17 protein-coding genes are annotated in these 18,183 nt (G+C 71.9%); 9 read left to right on the top strand and 8 right to left on the bottom strand.

Annotated features, from left to right (window positions below; all coding sequences use genetic code 11):
• Positions 1–12: 12 nt before the first annotated feature.
• Both meaB and JOF40_RS01620 read left to right on the top strand, forming a co-directional pair.
• The gene (gene meaB, locus JOF40_RS01625) at positions 13–1,020 is read left to right on the top strand and encodes a methylmalonyl Co-A mutase-associated GTPase MeaB (protein WP_129179486.1); all 1,008 of its coding nucleotides are present in this window, start codon (positions 13–15) and stop codon (positions 1,018–1,020) included.
• Positions 1,021–1,179: 159 nt separating this feature from the next.
• Positions 1,180–1,971, top strand: a complete 792-nt coding sequence (locus JOF40_RS01620; RefSeq protein WP_129179484.1) for a transglutaminase-like domain-containing protein — start codon at positions 1,180–1,182, stop codon at positions 1,969–1,971.
• A gap of 188 nt (positions 1,972–2,159) precedes the next feature.
• On the opposite strand, the gene JOF40_RS01615 is transcribed toward JOF40_RS01620, so the two are convergent.
• On the bottom strand, positions 2,160–3,092 hold the full coding sequence (locus JOF40_RS01615; RefSeq protein ID WP_129179482.1) for a hypothetical protein: 933 nt from the start codon (positions 3,090–3,092) through the stop codon (positions 2,160–2,162).
• 90 nt (positions 3,093–3,182) lie between these two features.
• Between JOF40_RS01615 and JOF40_RS01610 the strand changes: the two genes are divergently transcribed.
• Positions 3,183–6,605, top strand: a complete 3,423-nt coding sequence (locus tag JOF40_RS01610) for a glycosyltransferase family protein (protein WP_188111622.1) — start codon at positions 3,183–3,185, stop codon at positions 6,603–6,605.
• 82 nt (positions 6,606–6,687) lie between these two features.
• Here the strand turns inward: JOF40_RS01610 and JOF40_RS01605 are convergent, their stop codons facing one another.
• The gene (locus tag JOF40_RS01605; protein ID WP_129179478.1) at positions 6,688–7,794 is read right to left on the bottom strand and encodes a citrate synthase 2; all 1,107 of its coding nucleotides are present in this window, start codon (positions 7,792–7,794) and stop codon (positions 6,688–6,690) included.
• A gap of 60 nt (positions 7,795–7,854) precedes the next feature.
• Here JOF40_RS01605 and pdxH point away from each other — a divergent pair, with 60 nt between their 5' ends.
• The gene (pdxH, locus tag JOF40_RS01600; RefSeq protein WP_245343084.1) at positions 7,855–8,478 is read left to right on the top strand and encodes a pyridoxamine 5'-phosphate oxidase; all 624 of its coding nucleotides are present in this window, start codon (positions 7,855–7,857) and stop codon (positions 8,476–8,478) included.
• A 95-nt stretch (positions 8,479–8,573) separates the two neighbouring features.
• On the opposite strand, the gene JOF40_RS01595 is transcribed toward pdxH, so the two are convergent.
• Both JOF40_RS01595 and rfbB read right to left on the bottom strand, forming a co-directional pair.
• Entirely contained in the window at positions 8,574–9,866 is a 1,293-nt protein-coding gene (locus tag JOF40_RS01595) for a sugar nucleotide-binding protein (RefSeq protein ID WP_246152666.1), read from the bottom strand.
• Between the two features lie 2 nt (positions 9,867–9,868).
• On the bottom strand, positions 9,869–10,867 hold the full coding sequence (rfbB, locus tag JOF40_RS01590) for a dTDP-glucose 4,6-dehydratase (RefSeq protein ID WP_129179474.1): 999 nt from the start codon (positions 10,865–10,867) through the stop codon (positions 9,869–9,871).
• Positions 10,868–10,947: 80 nt separating this feature from the next.
• Here rfbB and rfbA point away from each other — a divergent pair, with 80 nt between their 5' ends.
• Together rfbA and JOF40_RS01580 are read left to right on the top strand one after the other, a co-directional pair.
• Positions 10,948–11,811, top strand: a complete 864-nt coding sequence (gene rfbA / locus JOF40_RS01585) for a glucose-1-phosphate thymidylyltransferase RfbA (protein ID WP_129179472.1) — start codon at positions 10,948–10,950, stop codon at positions 11,809–11,811.
• Positions 11,812–11,873: 62 nt separating this feature from the next.
• Positions 11,874–12,554: a DedA family protein gene (locus JOF40_RS01580; protein WP_129179470.1), complete on the top strand. Its 681-nt coding sequence runs from the start codon at positions 11,874–11,876 to the stop codon at positions 12,552–12,554.
• Between the two features lie 16 nt (positions 12,555–12,570).
• Here the strand turns inward: JOF40_RS01580 and JOF40_RS01575 are convergent, their stop codons facing one another.
• Genes JOF40_RS01575 through JOF40_RS01560 form a run of 4 tightly spaced genes read right to left on the bottom strand, consistent with a single transcriptional unit; the run spans position 12,571 to position 16,277 of the window.
• Positions 12,571–12,852, bottom strand: a complete 282-nt coding sequence (locus tag JOF40_RS01575) for a hypothetical protein (protein WP_129179468.1) — start codon at positions 12,850–12,852, stop codon at positions 12,571–12,573.
• Between the two features lie 17 nt (positions 12,853–12,869).
• Positions 12,870–14,153, bottom strand: a complete 1,284-nt coding sequence (locus JOF40_RS01570) for an MFS transporter (protein ID WP_129179466.1) — start codon at positions 14,151–14,153, stop codon at positions 12,870–12,872.
• Positions 14,154–14,189: 36 nt separating this feature from the next.
• Positions 14,190–14,906, bottom strand: a complete 717-nt coding sequence (locus tag JOF40_RS01565; RefSeq protein ID WP_209674322.1) for a hypothetical protein — start codon at positions 14,904–14,906, stop codon at positions 14,190–14,192.
• 9 nt (positions 14,907–14,915) lie between these two features.
• Positions 14,916–16,277, bottom strand: coding sequence for a cryptochrome/photolyase family protein (locus tag JOF40_RS01560; protein WP_129179464.1), 1,362 nt, complete (start codon positions 16,275–16,277; stop codon positions 14,916–14,918).
• A 46-nt stretch (positions 16,278–16,323) separates the two neighbouring features.
• Between JOF40_RS01560 and JOF40_RS01555 the strand changes: the two genes are divergently transcribed.
• The 3 genes from JOF40_RS01555 (at position 16,324) to JOF40_RS01545 (ending at position 18,132) form a co-directional block, all read left to right on the top strand.
• On the top strand, positions 16,324–17,013 hold the full coding sequence (locus tag JOF40_RS01555; protein WP_129179462.1) for an iron-dependent transcriptional repressor DtxR: 690 nt from the start codon (positions 16,324–16,326) through the stop codon (positions 17,011–17,013).
• Between the two features lie 294 nt (positions 17,014–17,307).
• Positions 17,308–17,559 carry a hypothetical protein gene (locus tag JOF40_RS01550; protein ID WP_209674320.1) on the top strand — a complete coding sequence of 84 codons (252 nt, stop codon included), beginning with the start codon at positions 17,308–17,310 and terminating at the stop codon, positions 17,557–17,559.
• Between the two features lie 156 nt (positions 17,560–17,715).
• Positions 17,716–18,132, top strand: a complete 417-nt coding sequence (locus JOF40_RS01545) for a hypothetical protein (RefSeq protein WP_129179458.1) — start codon at positions 17,716–17,718, stop codon at positions 18,130–18,132.
• The last annotated feature ends 51 nt before the right edge of the window (positions 18,133–18,183 follow it).

Genomic DNA, 18,183 nt, shown 5'->3' with positions numbered 1-18,183 from the left:
GGTGGCGGTCTGATGGTCGATGTCGCAGAGCTTGCCGACGACGTCCGCGTCGGCAAGCGGGCCTCGATCTCGCGGGCCATCACGCTGGTCGAGTCGCGCCGCGACGACCACCGGGGCGAGGCGCGCGAGCTGCTGGGGCTGCTGACCGACCCTTCGACAGGCTCAGGGGGCGGCGGCGCTTCAGGTGGTGGGGGCAGTGCCATCCGGGTCGGTATCTCCGGCGTGCCGGGCGTCGGCAAGTCGACGTTCATCGAGGCCCTCGGCACGCACCTGATCGACGAGGGGCACCGAGTCGGTGTGCTGGCGGTCGACCCGTCGAGCGTCCGCACAGGCGGGTCGGTGCTCGGCGACAAGACCCGCATGCCGCGCCTGGCGGTCAGCCCCGACGCGTTCATCCGTCCGTCGCCCAGCGCAGGCACGCTCGGCGGCGTCGCGCGGGCCACGAGCCAGGCCATGACGGTGCTCGAGGCGGCCGGGTTCGACGTCATCCTCGTCGAGACCGTGGGGGTCGGCCAGTCCGAGATCACGGTCGCCGGCATGGTCGACACGTTCCTGTTCCTCACGATCGCCCGCACCGGCGACCAGCTGCAGGGCATCAAGAAGGGCATCCTCGAGATCGCCGACGTCATCGCCGTCAACAAGGCCGACGGCGACCGGGCGCAGGAGGCCGAGGCGACGTCGAAGGACCTCGCCGGCGCGCTGCGCCTGGTCTACGCCGGCACGACCGACTGGGTTCCTCCCGTGCTGACCTGCTCGGCGCTCGAGGGTACCGGCATCGGCACGGTCTGGAACCGCGTCATCCGTCACCGCGAGCTCATGGGCGTCAAGGGCCTGCGCGAGAAGCGGGCGCAGCAGCAGCTCGACTTCACGTGGGCCCTGGTGCGCGACGAGCTCGACCAGCGGCTGCGCAACGACGCGGCGGTCGCTGCCGTCCGGGCTGAGATCCGCGAGGCGGTGCTGTCGGGCGAGATGCCCGCCGCGACCGCCGCCGATCACATCCTCGAGGCCTACGACTCCTGACCTCCCGCTTGCGGGCGAGTGGTGCGGACCGGTCAGGGTGAGACGGCGTGTCTGTCCACGATGCACCGCTCGGGCCCCGGAACACAGCACTCGAGTGGGGGCGGCTCACGCTTGCGGGGGAGTCGTGCCGATGGCTCGCCGACATGACAGGATCGTCCGGTGAAGCGATCCGTGACGGCCCATCTCGAGCTCTACGTGCACGGCGAGGCCGACCTGATCCTGTCGGTCGCCGTCGCCCAGGGCGCCGACGTCGACGAGACGCTGACGATCACGTCCAACGGCAACCCGGTCGACGCGCACGAGGTCATCGGGCGCCACGGCACGCGGCTGCACCGGCTGGTCGGGCCGGTCGGGCCGATGGTCATCGACTACGCCGCCGACGTCACGGGGCAGGCCGCGCTCGCGTCGACCGAGGAGCTCGACATCATCGAGTACCGGCGACCCAGCCGCTACTGCGAGTCCGACACGCTGTTCCCGACCGCCAAGTCCGAGTTCGCCGGCATCGAGGGCAAGGAGCTGCTCGACGCCGTCAGCTCGTGGGTGGGCGACCGACTCTCCTACGTGGCGGGCGCGAGCCAGCCGACCGACGGGGCCGTGGCGACGATGCTCGCCCGTGCCGGCGTGTGCCGTGACTACGCGCACCTCGTGGTGGCGCTGCTGCGTGCGCTGGACGTGCCGGCGCGACTGGCATCGGTCTATGCGCCAGGCCTGTTCCCGATGGACTTCCACGCCGTCGCCGAGGCGCACGTCGACGGCGCGTGGCAGGTCGTCGACGCCACCGCACTGGCCCCTCGGAGCTCGCTCGTGCGCATCGCGACGGGTCAGGACGCGTCGGAGACGGCCTTCTTGTCACAGCACGGTGCGGCGGTCGACCTGCGGTGGATGGCGGTCACGGCCGTTGTCGACGAGCTGCCGACCGATGACCTGACGCAGCTGGTCGCCCTGCGATGACAGGGTAAATCGGACTCTGAACAGGGAGTCCGAGCGGACTAGGTGTCCATAGTCCTAAATAACTAGTGCCGGCCCGAAAGTCAAGACTGCACTTGACGGCGAGATGCCGTTATGGTCGATGGCAGAGGCACCGACGCGAGGCGTCGAGGGGCCGGCCGTCTCGGGGGGATGGCCGGCCCCCTCTCATGTCAGCGGACGTCGAGCGGTGCGTAGCCGACGTCGCCGCGGCCGATCGTCCAGCCGTTGATGCGCCAGGTGTCGCCGTCGGGCCGCAGGAGGAACGTCGCCGTGGTCGGCACCGTCAGCATCGCGTCGCCTCGTGCTGACGTCGACCACACGGGCACGGACGCCGATGCCGTGAACCGCGCCTCGATGCGGGGACGGGCGGCCGTCCGGTCGACACGGACGGTCACGGTCGTCCATCTCGGGTTGATCCAGGCGGCCCGGTCGGCGTAGCCGTCCGTCGTGAAGGCGGGGCCGTAGAACACGTGGCCGGCACCGGCCGATGCGTGCGTGGCACCCTTGCGGGTGGCGCTCCCCGTGAACAGGACCAGGCCGAGCTGCTCGCCGGCGGTGTCCGACCGTGGATCGGCGACGAACCTGGCGATGCGGGGACGGTAGACGTCGGCGGCCGTCCGCGCGTCGAGCGCCGGGAGGACCGCGTCGAAGTCCGCGACCGCGTAGCTGGCCCGGGGCAGCGAGGTACGCGAGTAGCGGTGCTCGAAGACGAAGCGCACGGCGGCGCAGGCTGCGGCGTCGACGGCCTCGGTGCCGAAGACGCGTTGCGCCTCGGCCTTGGCCGCACCCGTGGTCGACACGGCGCGGCACCAGTCGACGGTGCCGTCTCCGGCGACGACGCCTCGCGGCGCGCCGGGCCACGTGCCGCTGACGGATGCGGGTGCCAGGTCGGCACCGGGTGCCGCGGTGCTGGACGGTGACGGGGACGCAGAGGGGGCGGGCTCGGTGGGGGCGGCAGTCGCAGCCGTCGTGGGGCGGGGCCCCTGGTTGACGGGTGCTGCGTCGTCGATCGATCCGTCCGGCCAGGCCAGGCCGAAGGCCACGCTGCCGACCGCGATCACGACGACCGTGCCGATCAGCAGCTTCAGGGCCCGGGATCTCATCGCGATCAGCATAGGGGAGCCCGGCGCGGGGGTTCCGGGGCGCACGCTGCCATTGCGTAGTCTTCGGGATGGCTGCCACCGAGGAGGATGATGTCGCCGTCGCCCAAGGACCGGCTGCGTGTCTTCGCGCGCAGCGGTCGTGAGTCCGAGACCTCGCCGCTGCTCTCCACGGGGCTGTTCGACCCGTGGTATTACGCGCTGCAGACCCGCGATCAGCTGGCGCCGGCCGACGCGGTCGCCCACTACCTTCGCGAGGGTGCGGCAGCCGGCCTGCTGCCCAATCCGCTGACCGACGTCGAGGCGACCGGGCTGTCGTCCACCGAGGTCGTCGATGCGCTGCTCGACGGATCGGCGAGGACCTTCCCGGTGCGCCTGGTGGACGACCTCGAGATCGTCGCGCTCGCCCCGTCCGCCGCGGAGCACCCCGGAGGCCCGGTCGGCCACTACCTGCAGCACGCCCATGCCGGTGCGCCGGTCCCACGGGTGGGGCGCTGGTCGTGGAAGCGCTTCGTGCGGCTGCGCGAGCAGCAGTCCGCGGCCATCGGCGCGATCCTGGCCTCGGGCCTGGTCGACCGGCCGTTCTACGAGGCGCAGGCCGGTCGGACGTTCGTCGACGACCGGGCCGCCGTCTGGCACTTCCTCGAGACGGGGGAGTCGCCGGCGCTGTCGCCGTCACCGCTCTACGAGCGTGCGTGGTACCGCAGCAGGGCGGGCGTCCGCATGCCCATGACGCTGATGCACCTGCTGCGCACGGGGCAGGTCGCCGGTGCTGCCGGACCGCACTTCGACGGCGCGACGTACCTCGCTCGCGTGCCGGAGGCGGCGGAGCATCCGGGCGGTGCGCTCGGCCACTTCCTGGCCCATGCAGGTGCCGAGACGTCCACGGTGCCGGAGCCCGGCTCGGGCATCGAGCCGGTGCCGTGGCCGGCGTTCCGGGAGGGCGCGCTCGGCGTCGCCGCCGAGCTGGGTCGACAGGCCGCGCTGCTGCGACCCCCGGCGACGACGGAGGCATGTTGGCACCTCGAGGCTGCACGGCCGCCGACCGGCACGGGTGCCGTCGCGATCGTCGCGGACGTGCGGGGGTGGGGGCGGGCGGTGCCCGACCACCTCGCCACGGTGCTGGCGCAGGAGCACCGTGACTGGACCCTGCGGCTCGCGGTCGACGCCGACGCGTCCGTCCCCGCTGCGGTGCTCGCGCTGGCCGACGATCCCCGGGTCGTGCTGGTGCCGACGGCAGAGCAGTCGCCGGTCGGACGCCTCCGCGACGTGCTCGTCACCGTCGAGGAGCCGTGGACGGCCTTCTGGCGGCCCTGCGAGTCGTGGTCGCCCCTCCTGCTGGGCGGTCTCCTGTCGGAGGCTGCACCCGACGCCCTCGTGCACGCGGCAGTGGTCGACGACGCCGACGGACGGTGCTGGGGTGCTCTGGCGGCCCGCGAGTCGCTCGCGTGGGACGCCCCGCGTTCGCTCGCCGGCGTGCTGGTGCCGACCGACCGCCTCCGCGAGGTCGGGCTGGCCGACGTCGACAGGCCCGGCCTCGACCTGCTGCTGCGACACGGTCTGCGACCGGTGTTCGTGCCGTTCGTCGGCGTGCGGGGCGGCGATCTCGCCGAGCAGCCGACGGCAGTGGGTCGTCGCAGTGTTCACGAGCAGACGGTGCGGCTCGGGACGTTCGGCCACGAACCCTCCGACCGGGTCGCGGGACGTGTCTCGGTGCTGGTCGTGTCGCGCGGCGACCGGCACCGCACCCGGCGTGTCGTCGACCGGGTGCTCGAGCGCAGCGCCGGTGCCGTTGCCGACCTCGAGGTCGTCGTGGTCGACAACGGCTCCGACCGCGAGATCACGTCGGTCCTGTCGGCCTGCTACGCCGCAGACGCGCGCGTGCGCGTCGACCGCGTCGCGGCCGTCTCGCACCACACCGTGGCTGCCGACCGTGCCCTCGCGCTCTCGACCGGCGAGGTGGTCGTGCTCCTCGACCCCGACGTCGAGGTGCACCCCGGCTGGCTCCCGCCCCTGCTCGCGGCCGTGGCCCGGCCGGACGTGATCGCCGCCCAGTCGCTGCTGCTCACGGCGGACGACACGATCTGGTCGGCAGGACTCGTCTCGGCCGGACCGCACGTCGTGCCGGTGCACCTGCTGGGTTACCATCCTCTCGACGACCTCCCGGCGGCAGACCCGGTGCCTGACGCGGTCAGCGGGGCGTGCGTCGCGGTGCGCGCCGATGTGCTGGTGGCGGCGGGCGGCCTCGACCCGGCCTTCGACGACCTCGGCGACGTCGACCTGTCGCTGCGCCTGGCCGACGCCAGCGGCGACGACGGGGGCGGCCGGTTCGTGACGGTCCTGGCGTCGCGCGCCAGCCGTCGCTCGCGCAGGCCCCTGCCGGTGCCGTCCGAGCCCGATCAACTGCGGCTGCTCGACCGATGGGGTGGACGCCTGCCGGCCGCGCGGGCCGACCACTGGGAGCGTGCCGGGCTCGAGGTCGACGGCTTCCGTCCCGGCGACAGCCTGCCGGCCAGCGGTCGCCGCGTGACCGCGACGCCGCTGCTGAGCCGCCGCACGCGTCTCGTGACCGACGGCCCCGGCGCGGGACTGCCGAGCCTGCGCTGGGCCGTCAAGATCGCCGCCAGGGGCGGTCCGAGCGGTGACGAGTGGGGCGACACGTTCTTCGCCGCCGATCTCGTCCGGGGGCTGCGGTCCTGGGGGCAGGAGGCCTTCGTCGACCGCCGCGGAGCCCACGAGCGGCCGGGCGTCGACCACCTCGACGACGTGACCCTCACGCTGCGGGGACGCTGGCCGTCCGTGGCGCAGCCCGGCGCCACCAACGTCCTGTGGGTCATCAGCCATCCCGACGAGGTGCCCCTCGACGAGCTGACGCAAGGATTCGACCTCGTCTACTCGGCCGGGCGGGGCTGGGCCCAGCAGGTCGAGGCCGCCACCTCGCTGCGCGTGCGCACCCTGCTGCAGGCGACCGACTCTGCGAGGTTCACACCCGTCGGCGAGGCGACGCCGGGTCTCGGCACGCTGTTCGTCGGCCGCACGCGCAAGGTCGCACGCCCGATCGTCCGCGACGCCGTCCAGGTGGGTGCGGATCTCACGGTCTTCGGTGACGGCTGGCACGAGTTCATCGACGCCGCGCACGTCGCTGCCGACCACCTGCCCAACGAGCGCCTGCCGGCCGCCTACCGGGGCGCGCGTGTCGTCCTCAACGACCACTGGACCGACATGGCGCGGCTCGGGTTCTACTCCAACCGGCTGTTCGACGCCGTCGCGTCGGGCGCGCGGGTCGTCAGCGACGCCGTGGACGGCCTCGAGGACGTCCTGGGCCCTTCGGCGCGCACGTACCGCACGACCGACGACCTGCGGGAGCTGCTCGACCCCGCGTCGCCGGTGTGGCCGGACGAGGCCACGCTGGCGGCCAATGCGTCCCGCGTCGCCGCCGAGCACTCGTTCGAGGCACGGGCGCGCACGCTGCTGGCCGATGTGCTGGACGTCCGCGGCGTCGCTCACGACCTCTGAGCCCTCCGGGGCGCGACAAGACAATCGGGGTTCGTCCGCGCCGGCGCGGACGAACCCCGATTCTCTTGTCAGCCGAGGACGGTCAGCCCTGCGCCCACTCCGGGTTCCAGCCCTCGACCTCGTCGGCACCGCGCGAGGCGGGACCGGTGTAGATCGCGGACGGACGGATGAGGCGTCCCGTGCGCTTCTGCTCCAGGATGTGCGCGCTCCAGCCGGCCGTGCGGGCCGACGTGAACATCGCGGTGAACATGTGCGGGGGGATCTCGGCGTAGTCGAGCACGATCGCGGCCCAGAACTCGACGTTGGTCTCGAGCACGCGGTCGGGACGACGCTCCTTGAGCTCCTTGAGCGCGGCCTCCTCGAGCGCGATGGCCACCTCGGCGCGGGGAGCGTTGAGCTCCTTGGCGGTGCGCCGCAGGGTGCGGGCGCGGGGGTCCTGTGCTCGGTAGACGCGGTGGCCGAAGCCCATCAGGCGCTCGCCGGAGTCGAGCAGGCCCTTGACGTACTTGGTGGCGTCGCCGGACTTCTCGACCTCCTCGATCATCGTCAGCACGCGAGCCGGGGCACCGCCGTGCAGGGGGCCAGACATGGCACCCACGGCACCCGACAGGGCAGCGGCGGCGTCGGCACCCGTGGACGCGATGACGCGGGCCGTGAACGTCGAGGCGTTCATGCCGTGCTCGGCGGCCGAGACCCAGTAGGCGTCGATGGCCTTCGCGTGGTCGGGGTTGACCTCGCCGCGCCAGCGCGTCAGGAAGCGCTCGGTGATGGTGCCGGCCTTGTCGACCTCGGCCTGCGGGACGAACGGCTGACCCACGCCGCGTGCGGCCTGGGCGACGTACGACAGCACCATGACGGCGGCGCGGGCCAGGTCGTCGCGGGCCTGCACGTCGTCGATGTCGTACAGCTGCTTCATGCCCCATGCGGGAGCGGTCAGCGCGATCGCGCTCTGCACGTCGGCGCGGATGTCGCCCGAGTGGACGGGGATCGGGAACGGCTCTGCAGGGGGGAGGCCGGGCTCGTACGTCCCGTCGACCAGCAGGCCCCAGATCTTCTCGAAGGGGACGCGGCCGACGAGGTCGTCGATGTCGACGCCGCGATAGCGAAGTGCGGACCCTTCCTTGTCGGGTTCGGCGATCTCGCTCTCGAACGCGATGACGCCTTCTAGTCCGTGGTGCACTTCAGTCATGCATCGCATTGTGCCCTGCGCCGATACCGTGGGCACATGGAGTCCCCTGATCTGGCGCGCATGAGATCTGAGTACGCCCGTGACGGGCTCGACGAGCAGGGTGCCGGCGACGATCCGCTGGCCCTGTTCGCGCGCTGGTTCGACGAGGCGGTCGACGCCGGCGTGCACGAGCCCAATGCGATGGCGCTGGCCACGGCGACGCGCGACGGCCGGCCCTCGTCGCGCATCGTCCTGCTCAAGGGGCTCGACGCGAGGGGCCTCGCGTTCTTCACGGGCTACGGCTCCCGCAAGGGTCGCGAGCTCGACGACAACCCTCGGGCGGCGGCCACGATGCTGTGGCACCCGCTGCAGCGGCAGGTGCGCGTCGAGGGCGGCGTCACCAGGCTGGACGCCGCGGAGTCCGACGCCTACTTCGCGTCGCGACCGCGCGGCTCGCAGATCGGGGCCGCCGCGTCGCCGCAGTCGCAGCCCATCCCCGACCGCACCGCGCTCGAGCGGCGCGTCGCCGAGGTCGAGCAGGAGTTCGCGGGGCGCGACGTCGTCCGTCCCGCCGACTGGGGCGGCTACCGCATCGCGATCGAGTCGATCGAGTTCTGGCAGGGCCGCGTCGGACGTCTGCACGACCGGCTGCGCTACACCCGCGAGCCGGACGGCAGCTGGACGCGTGAGCGCCTCGCCCCCTGAGGGAAGCCGCCCTCAGCTGACACCGCCCCTTGAGCTTGTCGAAAGGGCCTCTTTCGACAAGCTCAAGGGGTGCAGTGGCTCGAGGGACGAGGACGTCAGTCGAGGGCGCTGTGACGGGGGCGCGGTGCGAGCTGCTTGCCCTCGCCGTAGACCTTGGTGCTGACGCCGGTCACGTCGGCGGCATCGCGTCCCTCCGCCTCGAAGACCTCGCGGGCGATGTCGGCCCAGGTCTTGACGGGCCCACCTCCGGTGACGTGGTGGATGCCGTAGGGCGCGCCCGTGCGCACCAGGTCGACGATGCCGGCCGCGAGCTCGGCGGCGGTCGTGAGTCGCCCGTGCTGGTCGTCGACGACCGTCGGGCTGACGCCGTCGCGGGCCAGTCGCTGCATCGTCGAGACGAAGTTGCCGCCGTCACCGATGACCCAGCTGGTGCGGACGATGTAGTGGCGGGGGACCGTCGACGTGACAGCCTCGCCGGCTGCTTTCGTCTGTCCGTAGACGCCGAGGGGCGAGAGTGCCTCGTCGGTCGTGTGCGACTCGGCGGTGCCGTCGAACACGTAGTCGGACGACACGTTGACCAGCGTCAGGCCGTGCTCGGTCGCGATGCGCGCCATCGTCGCGACGGCCGTGACGTTGACGGCCCAGGCCGCGCGACGACCGTCGGGCGTCTCGGCGGCATCGACCGCGGTGTAGGCCGCCGCGTTGTAGATCGTGTCGACGTCGTCCCACGGCACGCTGTCGTAGGCCGCCGGATCGGTGAGGTCGAGATCGGCACGGGTCAGCGCGATCGCGTCGGGCAGCAGCGCGCGAAGGGCGCGGCCGAGCTGGCCGTCGGCACCCAGGATCACCGAGCGGCGCGGCGGCACGGGGACGACGTCACCGAGCCGCGGGTGCGCCTTGTCCTTGTCGGAGACCTCGGCCATCGGCAGCGGCCAGTCGATCGCGATGGTCTCGTCGGTCAGGTTGACGTTGGTGTACTCGGCGTCGGCGCTCCAGTGGGCGTTGACCAGGTAGGAGTAGGCGGTCTTGTCCTCGAGCGTCTGGTACGAGTTGGCGACGCCCCTGGGCACGAACACTGCGACACCGGGCTCGATCTCGATCGTGAACGTGGCACCGAACGAGTCGCCCTCGCGCAGGTCGACCCACGCCGAGAAGACGCGTCCTGCGATGACCGAGACGAGCTTGTCCCACGGCTCGGCGTGGATGCCGCGGGTGGCCCCGGCCGACGTGTTGTAGGAGACGTTGTGCTGGACGGGGCCGAAGTCGGGCAGGCCGGCTGCGACCATCTTCTGCCGCTGCCAGTTCTCCATGAACCAGCCGCGGTTGTCACCGTGCACGGGGATGTTCAGGACCAGCAGTCCCGGGATGGGGGTCTCGGAGATCTGCACGTTCACTGCCCCTGGGCGGCGTACATCGACTCGGTGGCGGCCTTGGCCGGACGCCACCACGACTCGTTGTCGCGGTACCACTGCACGGTGTCGGCCAGGCCCGACGAGAAGTCGCCGAACTGCGGCTGCCAGCCGAGCTCGGTGCGCAGCTTCGTGGAGTCGATCGCGTAGCGGCGGTCGTGGCCGGGGCGGTCGGTGACGTGGTCGAAGTCGTCGGCGTCGCGGCCGAACGCCTCCAGGAGGGCCCGGACGACCTCGAGGTTGTTCTTCTCGCCGTCGGCGCCGATGAGGTACGTCTGGCCGATCTCGCCCTTGGTGAGGATCGTCAGGACGGCGCTGCTGTGGTCCTCGACGTGGATCCAGTCGCGGACGTTGAGGCCGTCGCCGTACAGGCGCGGGCGCAGGCCGTCGATCAGCTGCGTGATCTGGCGGGGGATGAACTTCTCGACGTGCTGGTACGGCCCGTAGTTGTTGGAGCAGTTGCTGATCGTGGCGCGCACGCCGAACGACCGCACCCAGGCGCGCACGAGCAGGTCGGAGCCGGCCTTGGTCGACGAGTACGGGCTCGAGGGCTCGTAGGCCGTGGCCTCGGTGAACCTGTTGGGGTCGTCGAGCTCGAGGTCGCCGTAGACCTCGTCGGTCGAGATGTGGTGAAAGCGGACGTCGTGCTTGCGGGCGGCCTCGAGCAGCGTGAACGTGCCGACCAGGTTGGTCTGCACGAACGGGCTTGGGTCGTTGAGCGAGTTGTCGTTGTGCGACTCGGCCGCGAAGTGGACCACGGCGTCGTGCGACGCGACGAGCTCGTCGACCAGCGCGGCGTCGACGATGTCGCCGACCACGAGGCGGCAGCGGTCCTCCGGCAGGTCGGCGATCGACTCGCGGCTCGCGGCGTAGGTCATCTTGTCGAGCACCGTGACCGACAGGTCCGTGGTGGAGATGAGATGGCGGACGAAGTTGGAGCCGATGAAGCCGGCACCACCGGTGACGAGGACAGAATGCATGGGGTCCAGCCTAGGGCAGGAGGGGCCTTGCCCAAGACACCGTAGGGGTTCGACGGCTTGGTACGCCTAGGATGCTGCGCATGCGTGGAATCATCCTGGCCGGTGGAACCGGCTCCCGTCTGCATCCCGTGACCAAGGCCGTCAGCAAGCAGCTGATGCCGGTGTACGACAAGCCGATGATCTACTACCCGCTGTCGACGCTGATCCTCGCGGGCATCTCCGAGGTGCTGATCATCACGACCCCGCACGACGCGGAGCAGTTCGAGCGGCTGCTGGGTGACGGCTCGCAGTTCGGCATCCACATCACCTACGCGCAGCAGCCGAGCCCCGACGGCCTCGCGCAGGCCTTCGTCATCGGTGCCGACCACATCGGCGACGACTCCGTGGCGCTCGTGCTCGGCGACAACATCTTCTACGGTGCCGGTCTCGGCACGCAGCTGACGCGGTTCGAGGACGTCGACGGAGCGGTCATCTTCGGCTACCGGGTCAAGGACCCCTCCGCCTCCGGCGTCGTCGAGTTCGACGCCGACGGCAAGGCCATCTCGCTGGAGGAGAAGCCCGAGGTGCCCAAGAGCCACTTCGCGGTGCCCGGCCTGTACTTCTACGGCAACGACGTCGTCGAGAAGTCGCGTGCGCTCAAGCCGTCCGCCCGCGGCGAGCTCGAGATCACTGACCTCAACCGCCTGTACCTCGAGGAGGGCCGCCTGCAGGTCGACGTGCTGGAGCGGGGCGTGGCCTGGCTCGACACCGGCACGTTCGACGGGCTGTCCGAGGCCGGAGAGTTCATCCGCACCGTGCAGCACCGTCAGGGCCTGTCGATCGGCTGCCCCGAGGAGGCTGGCTGGCGCGGAGGCTTCCTGTCGGACGACGGCCTCCGCGAGCAGGCCGCGGTGTACGCCAAGAGCGGCTACGGCGACTACCTGCTGGGCCTGCTCGACGACTGATCGTCACCCGGCGTCCACCTGGACGCCAGGTGGATGACGCCTGCGCGAGGCACCGTGGTGGCATGAACGGACTGCTGGTGTCCCTCGGTGTCGGATTCAGCCTGGCCTTCGCGGAGTCGGGCCTGGGGCTCGGCATGGTGCTCCCGGGCGAGACGGCCGTCGTGCTGCTGGCGGCCTCCATGAGCACGACGGGCCAGATGGTCGCGCTGGGCGTCGTGGTGATGCTGGGCGCGAGCCTCGGCGACCACGTGGGCTACCTCCTGGGTCGGCGCTACGGCGACGCCCTCGGCGAGACCCGCGCCGTGCGCCGCCTGGGCCGTCACCACTACGACCGTGCCACCGACCTGCTGCGGCGACGCGGCGGCACCGCGGTGTTCATGACCCGCCTCGTGCCCGTCGTCCGCACGCTGACGCCCGCCGCGGCCGGCGCGTCGGGGCTCGAGTACCGCCGGTTCGCGGTCGCCTCGCTGTCGGGGTCCGCGCTGTGGGCGACGGCCTACGTGGGAGGGGGCTCGGCCGTCGCCGCGTTGACCGCGGTGACGAGCGACCTCCTCGGGCGAGCCTCCTGGCTCGTGCTGGTGCTGCTGGCCCTCGCCGTGGTGCCGGTGCTGCTCGTGCGGGCCGTCATCGGCGTCCGTCCCGTTGTCGCGGCACCCGACGTGGCCTCGCTGGAGCTGGCCACCGGCGTCATGCCGCGGCAGGCGCGCCTCACCCTGGCGGGAGATCCGCAACCCGGTGCCTGACGTCCCGCCGCTCGTGTCAGAGGGCCACGAGGGCGGCGAGCAGCGCAGGCACGAGCCCGAGCACGAGCCACGGTGACGCCGGCGGACGACGGTGCACGAGGCGGATCGCGGCGAGCGCGAGCGTCCCCAGCGCCGCCATGACGCAGACCAGGAGCACCGCGTCGCTGTGCCGTCCCTCGCGGTCGATCGTGCGACTGACCGCGGTCAGCGCACCGAGCGGGAACGAGGCGACCGCCAGGATGAGGAACGAGACGACCCAGCGCTGGACCTGCTCGATGCTCAGCTCGCGGACGGACACGCGGTCAGTATCGCGGGTCAGGGGGTCGGACGGGTGATGCGGTACCGGACGAACGACGGCACGGCGAGCGAGGCGATCACGACGCCGACCACCACGAGCACGCCGCCGCCGGCCGCGGCTGCTGCGGTCCCGACCGCCGCCGCGGTGGCACCGTGGAGGGTGTCGGCGATGCGTGGACCGCCGGCGACCACGACGATGAACACGCCCTGCAGGCGTCCGCGCATGGCGTCGGCGGCCGCCGCCTGCATCATGCTGGTGCGGAACGCCGCGGACGCCATGTCGGCCGCTCCGCCGATCACGAGCATCGCGAGGGCCACGACCAGCATCGCCGTGCCCCAGCGGTCGGCCAGCGCCACGGCGACGCCGAAGCCGGTCATCGCCAGGCCCCAGACCAGGATGCACGCGATCACGGCACGCCCGTGACGCTCGACGCGTGAGACCCAGCCGCTGAAGACCCCGCCGATCACGGCACCCGCCGGGATGGCGGCGAACAGCAGCGCGAACACCAGTCCACCCTCGTCGGGACCGTCGAACGACAGGTGCGCGATCTCCGGGAACAGTGCCCGTGGCATCCCGAACACCATCGCGATCAGGTCGACGACGAACGACATCATCAGCACCGGCTGGGTCCGCAGGTAGACCAGGCCGTCGACGACCGCCCGGAGGCCCGGCACCGACGTGGCCGCCTCGAGCGCCCGCAGGCTGGGCAGGCGGACGACCACCCCCAGCGTCGCGAACAGCGTGAACGTGTCGATCAGGTACAGCCACTCGAAGCCGATGACGGGGATCAGCACCCCGGCGACGAGCGGGCCGGCGATCGCGCCGGCCATCGTGACGGTCATGTTCAGCGAGTTGGCGGCCGGCAGCAGCGTCGCGTCGACCAGTGCCGGGATGATGGCGCTGCGCGTCGGCTGGTTGACGGCGAAGAAGGCCTGCTGCACCGAGAACAGCGACAGCAGCAGCCACGGACTGGTGCTGCCGGCAGCGGCCTGCACCCAGAACAGCCCGCTCGTCACGATGAGTCCGACGGTCGTGACGATCAGCAGGGTGCGCCGGTCGAACACATCGGCCAGCGCGCCCCCGTAGAGCCCGAAGACCACGAGGGGAACGAGGCCGAAGACGCCGGCCAGCCCGACGTAGGCCGACGAGCCGGTGTCGGCGTACAGCTGAGCCGGGACGGCGACGACGGTCAGCTGCGCCCCGACGACCGTGACGATGTTGGCCAGCCACAGCCGCCGGAAGTGCTCGTTGCGCAGGGGACGCGTGTCCGCGAGGACGTTCGCGAGGGAGGGCCGGGCCACGTCAGGAGAACATACGCCTGCGGCCGCGACGGCCGGTCAGTGGAAGGCGGCGGGATCGACCTGGATCCACACCTGCTCGGCACGGCCCAGCAGCTCGCCCGCTCTCGTGTACAGCGCCGTGTCGGTCGCGAACTTGCGACCGTCGCGCTCGCGCAGCTCGCCGACCGACAGCAGCGGCTCTCCGGCCACGGGGGCCCGCAGCACCTGCGCCGTCATGCGTCCGAGCACCATCGTCTGAGCCGTGAAGTCGGCCGCCCAGCCGCCGGGGCAGTCGAGGGCCGCCCACGTCGTGGGGACGTCGAGGCGTCCGTCGTCCCCGCCGAACGCGTCGTGCGGCGTCCAGGATCCCGCGACCCGGCCGGTGGCGGTGGGACCCGTGAAAAGCCGCAGACCGTCGCCGTCGGTGCGAGCCGTGCCGCACGTGAAGCACCGGTCGAACGGGTGCTGCAGGTGCCCTTTGTAGGCGGCGAGCCCGGCCCGTGCCTCGTCGGCACCGGGTGCGGCAGGGACAACTCGGGCGAACCCGCCCGGCGACGCCTCGCCGACCACGGCACCGCCGGCGGTCAGCAGCCTCACGAGCTCGCCGTCGTGGTGGCTGTCGTGCTCCCAGCTGAGCGGGACGTCGAGCGGCGGCGGGATGCGCAGGGTCGACGTCACGACGTCGGTGCCCACCTCGGCACCGAGCATGCCCGCGACGTAGCCGCCGTTGCCCGAGTGATCGGGTCCGTTGAACCGTGCCGCGATCGTCACCATGCAGCGACCCTACCCAGCGGTCTTGACCACCTCGTAGCGGCGCAACGACTCGGCCCGCTCCTCGGCGTGGTCGACGATCGGCGCGGGGTAGTCGGCCGGCGGCTCGTCCATCTCCCACGGCGTGTGGACGTGCTTCGCCGGCACGTCGGCCAGCTCGGGTACCCACCGGCGGACGTACGTGCCGTCGGGATCGAACTTCTTGCCCTGCGACGTCGGGTTGAAGATGCGGAAGTACGGCGACGCGTCGGTGCCGCAGCCGGCCACCCACTGCCAGCCGTGCTGGTTCGACGGCGGGTCGGCGTCCACCAGCAGGTCGAGGAAGTGGTCGGCGCCCACGGTCCACTCGAGGTGGAGGTCCTTGACCAGGAAGCTGGCGACGATCATCCGCACGCGGTTGTGCATGAAGCCCTCGGCCAGCAGCTGGCGCATGCCCGCGTCGACGATCGGGAACCCCGTGCGGCCGTCCTTCCAGGCCTGCAGGTCGTCGCCGGGCTCGTCGTAGTCCATGGCCTCGAACCGCTTGTCGTAGTAGCCGTCGAGCGTGTCGGGCCGGTGGTGCACGACGTCGGCGTAGAACTCGCGGAACGCCAGCTCGCGCGCGTACGCCTCGGCACCCTTCGTTCCGCGCTCGGCGAGGTCGGCCAGCATGGTGCGCGGGTGGATCGTGCCCCACTTGAGGTGCACCGACATGCGCGATGTCGCATCGCGGCCCGGCAGGTCGCGCACGTCGTCGTAGTCGTCGACGTGGTCGAGGTAGGCGTGCCACTGCCGCCGGGCCGCCTCCTCGCCCAGGGGAGGGAGGGTGACGCCCTCGGGCGGGTCGACGTCGGGGATCTCCGTCGTCCTCACGTCGGCGCGGATCCACGGTACGGACCGCACGCCGGGTGCGGGTGCACGCCAGCCGTGCTCCTGCCACGCGCGGTGGAACGGGGTGAAGACGCGGTAGGGGGTTCCGTCGCCCTTGGTCACGCGCCCCGGGGCCACCGCATACGACGATCCGGTGCGCACCAGGGCGACGTCGTCGTCGGCGAGGGCCTGCTCGACGCGCTCGTCGCGGCCCTTCTCGTAGGGGCCGTAGTCGGCGGCCACGTGCACGCTGCCGGCCCCGACGGCCAGCGCCACCTGGGGCACGACCTCCTCCGGCTTGCCCTTCACCACGGTCAGGCCGCCGACCCGCTCGTCGAGGTCGCGCAGCAGCGCCATGAGGTAGGCCAGCCGGGTGCGTCCGTTCGGGCCCCAGTAGTGCTCGTCGAGCACGAACATCGGCACGACGCCGTCCGGGCCGGCGTCGATGGCCTCCCGCAGGGCGGGGTTGTCGTTCAGACGGAAGTCGGACCGGAAGCAGATCACGGAGGTTGGCACGGGTCCCATCCTCACGCGTGTACGTGCTGTCCGCACGGCATGGAACAATGGGCGCGTGAGCGAGCTGATCGACACCACCGAGATGTACCTCCGCACGGTCTACGAGCTGGAGGAGGAGGGCATCGTGCCCCTGCGCGCCCGCATCGCCGAGCGCCTGCACCAGAGCGGCCCGACGGTCTCGCAGACCGTCGCGCGCATGGAGCGGGACGGCCTGCTGGCCGTCGAGGGCGATCGTCACCTCGAGCTGTCCGAGAAGGGTCGCCAGCTCGCGACCCGCGTGATGCGCAAGCACCGTCTCGCCGAGCGCCTGCTGATCGACGTCATCGGGCTCGAGATCGAGTTCGTCCACGAGGAGGCGTGCCGCTGGGAGCACGTCATGTCCGAGCAGGTCGAGCGCCGCCTCGTGCAGATCCTCGAGCACCCCACCGAGTCGCCCTACGGCAACCCCATCCCCGGCCTCGCCGAGCTGGGCGAGGCCGGCGACGAGGCGAGGTTCCTCACCGGCGTCATCGCGATGACCAAGGCCGTCGGCCTGTCGAGCGAGCCGATCCGCCTGGTGGTGCGCCGCATCGCCGAGGAGCTGCAGAAGGACACCGAGGTCATGTCGGTGCTGCGCCGCGTCGGTGCCCTGCCGGGCAACGACGTGCTGGTCTCGGTCGGCCACGACGGCCTCGTCGTCGCGCGCCAGGGCGAGACCGCCGAGATCGACGCCGAGGCCGCAGCCCACATCTTCGTCACCGCCTAGGGCGCGCGGCTTCGCCGCTCCAGCGGCTCTTCCGTCGCCGCTGCTGGGCTTCGCCCAGGCGCCAGTCTTCGCTCGCAGGGCTCGCTCGACCCGTGGTTGCGGGCCGGCCTCGACCTGGTCGAAGAACTTCTCCTCGGTGGCCCGCAGGCCGAGCAGTGGCAGTCGCAGCACGGTCAGGGACTGCAGACTGAGGTCGTTCTGGCGCAGCGCGTCGCCGATGACCGACGTGGCCCAGGCGTGGTGGATGCCGTCGACCTCGAGCACCAACCGGTATCGCTCCCACACGACGTCGAGGTGGTACCGGCCGTTCGGGCCCTCCCGAACGACCTGGCGGTCGGGCTCTGGCAGGCCGCGGCGACGGCAGATGCCTGCGACGTCGAGCTCTCCGAGGGACTCGGCACCGCCCATCAGGTCGAGCACGACCCGCTCGAGGAAGCGACGGCGCTTGTCCCGGCGGACGTCGAGCAGCGCCACCGCGACCTGCTCGGCCGTGGCCAACCTCTGCTGGACCGTCATGGTCAGGAGCAGCGCCGCCTGCCGGTCTGACGCTGCCCACAGCCCGGCCCGGACCGCGGCGACAGGTGCGCGGACGCGCGGGATGCCATCGGTGATGACGTCCGACGCCTTCAGGCGGCGCGTCTGCCGAACCATCGCGCCCGGCGACGTCAGGACCTTTCCGCCGCGGGGGATCGAGACGCGGATGTGATCAGCCTCGAACCCCCGGAGGCCGGCGGCCAGCAGCGACCCGGTCCCGTCGAGGACGGCTCGCGTGCCGGCCTCGATCGCGGCGTGCCACAGGCGCGCCCGCTCGCCGAGCGGACCGGTGTGGACGCAGATCGTCTGACGGTGGTGCTGTCGCCAGCGGCCGGCGCGCAGCTCGGCGGCGATGTCCCAGCGCGTCAGGCCCAGAGCGAGCAGCTGACGGCGGGACGCGACGCCGTCCTGGGCGTCGGCGAGGGGACGGGCGAGGGCGTGGCGGCGGAGACGGTGGCTGGTGTTCATGCCGAGAATCTGTGGCCGCCGCTGTCGGCCGTGCGAACCGAGGCGACGGCCTGGGGACAGCCGGCGTCCAGGCACCCGGCTGTGGACCCAGCAGGGACGTCATCACGGATGCGCTGACCCAGGTACTGATGTGATGACGTCCGCGATGGGTGGCAGGGACGTCATCAC

This window comes from Aeromicrobium fastidiosum, from assembly GCF_017876595.1.
Lineage (GTDB): Bacteria > Actinomycetota > Actinomycetes > Propionibacteriales > Nocardioidaceae > Aeromicrobium > Aeromicrobium fastidiosum.
The sequence above is the reverse complement of the archived record's forward strand: the minus strand, read 5'-3'. Positions and strand labels throughout refer to the sequence as shown.

What these genes read in the sequence shown, in the direction of transcription:
- meaB (WP_129179486.1), top strand. Translation starts at nt 13, where the DNA reads ATGGTCGATGTCGCAGAGCTTGCCGACGACGTCCGCGTCGGCAAGCGG.
- JOF40_RS01615 (WP_129179482.1), bottom strand. Translation starts at nt 3,092, where the DNA reads ATGAGATCCCGGGCCCTGAAGCTGCTGATCGGCACGGTCGTCGTGATC.
- JOF40_RS01610 (WP_188111622.1), top strand. Translation starts at nt 3,183, where the DNA reads ATGTCGCCGTCGCCCAAGGACCGGCTGCGTGTCTTCGCGCGCAGCGGT.
- JOF40_RS01605 (WP_129179478.1), bottom strand. Translation starts at nt 7,794, where the DNA reads ATGACTGAAGTGCACCACGGACTAGAAGGCGTCATCGCGTTCGAGAGC.
- pdxH (WP_245343084.1), top strand. Translation starts at nt 7,855, where the DNA reads ATGAGATCTGAGTACGCCCGTGACGGGCTCGACGAGCAGGGTGCCGGC.
- rfbB (WP_129179474.1), bottom strand. Translation starts at nt 10,867, where the DNA reads ATGCATTCTGTCCTCGTCACCGGTGGTGCCGGCTTCATCGGCTCCAAC.
- rfbA (WP_129179472.1), top strand. Translation starts at nt 10,948, where the DNA reads ATGCGTGGAATCATCCTGGCCGGTGGAACCGGCTCCCGTCTGCATCCC.
- JOF40_RS01580 (WP_129179470.1), top strand. Translation starts at nt 11,874, where the DNA reads ATGAACGGACTGCTGGTGTCCCTCGGTGTCGGATTCAGCCTGGCCTTC.
- JOF40_RS01565 (WP_209674322.1), bottom strand. Translation starts at nt 14,906, where the DNA reads ATGGTGACGATCGCGGCACGGTTCAACGGACCCGATCACTCGGGCAAC.
- JOF40_RS01560 (WP_129179464.1), bottom strand. Translation starts at nt 16,277, where the DNA reads ATGGGACCCGTGCCAACCTCCGTGATCTGCTTCCGGTCCGACTTCCGT.